Below are 2,429 nucleotides of genomic sequence, written 5' to 3'. Positions count from 1 at the left end.
ATTCCGAAGCCTGAAATGCCAAAACTACCGCATTTTTCTTTAGAAACAGGGAGTAAAGAGATTGCTGGTAAAACAATTACTTATCCAACAGGAATCAATGTGGATTGGCGTGCTAAAGGTGGTATTTTTACTAGACCAACTATTTTCGGAATGAATGGTGGGCGTTTCCAAGGAGCCGGTGAAGCGGGACCAGAAGGTGTTTTACCTCTTAACGAAAAAACGTTAGGTGCTATTGGCAGAGGGATTGCTGCGACAATGGAAAATCAATCGCCTACAATTCATATTCACAATCCTGTGGTCAGAAATGACCGTGATATTGATCGCATGGTAGAAAAAATAGATAGTGCACTTGCACAACGTGGGCAAAATTTAAACGTTGGGATAGGGAGGAATACATTTGCTTGACATGGTAATAGATAACGAATTGGCAAGTGGTTACGGAATTTATATGGTAGGGCGTCCCGTTATTCCAACTGCAAAACGAAAAGTAGAATATATAGAAGTGCCAGGAAGACACGGTGCACTTACAAAGAAAGGGGCGTATGAAGATGTCCCTTTTAAAATGAAATTTAATGTATTAGAAGAGGGAAATATCAAACCCATCATTCGTCGTGTGAAACCATGGATTTTAAATGCGAAAATACTGTATTTCACTGATGATGTTGTTTATCGAAAAATAAAGAATGTAGAAATAGGTGATATTGCAAATGAAATTGAAGAGTATGGAGAATTTGAAGTTAATTTCACACTAGATCCATTTGAATATGTGGAAGATGAAAGCATTACGATTTTTGAGCCAGGGTTGATATATAACCCTGGTACAGAAAAGTCACAGCCGGAAATGGTGATCACTGCAAAAGGTACAGTGAATATAACCATAAATGATGTAACCTTTCAGCTTAAAAACATTGAAGGCTCTGTAGTTGTTGATTCTGAAATTTTAGAGGCGTATTTAGGAACAACACCTATGAATAATAAGATGGTTGGTGAGTTTCCAGTATTCAATGTTGGGAGTAATAAAATAACTTGGTCAGGTACAGTCCAATCAATAACAATCAAACCTAGGTGGAGATATGTATGATTATCTTATATAAACCAAACGAAACAGATTTTACGCATAATGGTCTTGGTGTGTTAGATGCAAATATTTATGAACCTGAAGTTGAAGAAATATTAAATGGTTTATATTCATTGACGTTTAGTTATCCGCTATTCGCTCCACATGGCTTAGAAATACAAGGAATGTGCATTGTTAAAGCACCAACTCCTGATGGTAACCAATTATTTAGGGTTTCTACGCCAACGGTTAGCATGGGGGAAATAAAAGTACAATGTTATCACATTTTTTACGATTTAACGGAAAATCTAATTGAAGATATATTCCCTGAGTCCACAGACGGGAACGGAGCAATGCATCGTATGTCAGAAGGCTGTCAATATAAGCATCCTTTTACTTTTTATTCTGATATCCCTAAGATTTCCAGTTCGCGTATTGTCAGAAAGAATCCAGTTGAAGCTATTTTAGATAGTGGTCAGGATAACTCCTTTATCAATCGTTGGGGTGGAGAATTAAAGCGAGATAACTTTGATGTAAAAATGTTAGTTAATCGTGGGATAGATCGTGGAGTTGTGATTCAACATAAAAAAGATTTATTAGGGTACGAAGGAAATGTGGATTGGAAAAGTCCAATTACTAGAATTATGCCGCAAGGATTCAATGGGTTGTTTCTTCCAGAAAAGTATGTTGATAGTCCACTTATCAATAAATATCCACATCCTAAGATAAAAGTTGTGGAATTTAAAGATATAAAGGCAGCTATTGGTGATAATGCAAATGATCCTGATGCAGTACCGCTCGAAGAAGCGTATAAATTATTACGTCAAGCAGCTAAAGAAATGTTTGATGTACAACATGTGGACCAGCCAAAAGGGACATATAAGGTGGAATTTCAAGAGCTTTCACAAACCGAAGAGTATAAAAATTACGCTATTTTGCAATATGTGTGGATGGGTGACATTGTTACTGTTAAACACATTGAAGATGGAATTGACGTTCAAGCGAAAGTTATAGCATATAAATATGATCCATTAAAGAAAGAGTACAAGAATATTACAATAGGTAATTACAAAGCGTCATTTACTGATATAGCAGGTAAAGTTGACCAAATGCAAAATGATATATCTGATATGCCAGCGTCTATATTAGAAGCAGCAAAAGAACATGCAACGAGCCTTATAAATAGTGGTTTTGGTGGTCATGTACGTAATTATCCAGACAGAATCTTAATCATGGATACAGAAGACGAAATGACAGCTAAAAAGGTTTGGCAATGGAACATAAATGGATTAGGTTATTCTTCCACAGGGAATAATGGACCATACGGAACCGCAATTACCATGGATGGACGCATTGTTGCTGATTTTATTAC

General features: G+C 36.4%; 3 protein-coding genes. All 3 read left to right on the top strand.

Annotated features, from left to right (window positions below; genetic code table 11):
* Window positions 1-405: phage tail tape measure protein (locus CN288_RS26280; protein ID WP_141528017.1), on the top strand; the 405-nt coding region annotated here is incomplete at its 5' end.
* Window positions 398-1,081, top strand: a complete 684-nt coding sequence (locus CN288_RS26275; RefSeq protein ID WP_141528016.1) for a phage tail domain-containing protein — start codon at window positions 398-400, stop codon at window positions 1,079-1,081. The genes CN288_RS26280 and CN288_RS26275, both read left to right, overlap by 8 nt.
* On the top strand, window positions 1,078-2,429 hold a 1,352-nt coding region (locus CN288_RS26270), incomplete at its 3' end, for a phage tail spike protein (RefSeq protein ID WP_176527743.1). The genes CN288_RS26275 and CN288_RS26270, both read left to right, overlap by 4 nt.

Source organism: Bacillus sp. AFS023182 (genome assembly GCF_002560575.1).
GTDB classification, from domain to species: Bacteria; Bacillota; Bacilli; order Bacillales; family Bacillaceae_G; genus Bacillus_A; species Bacillus_A arachidis.
This window is presented reverse-complemented; position numbering and strand designations above follow the sequence as displayed.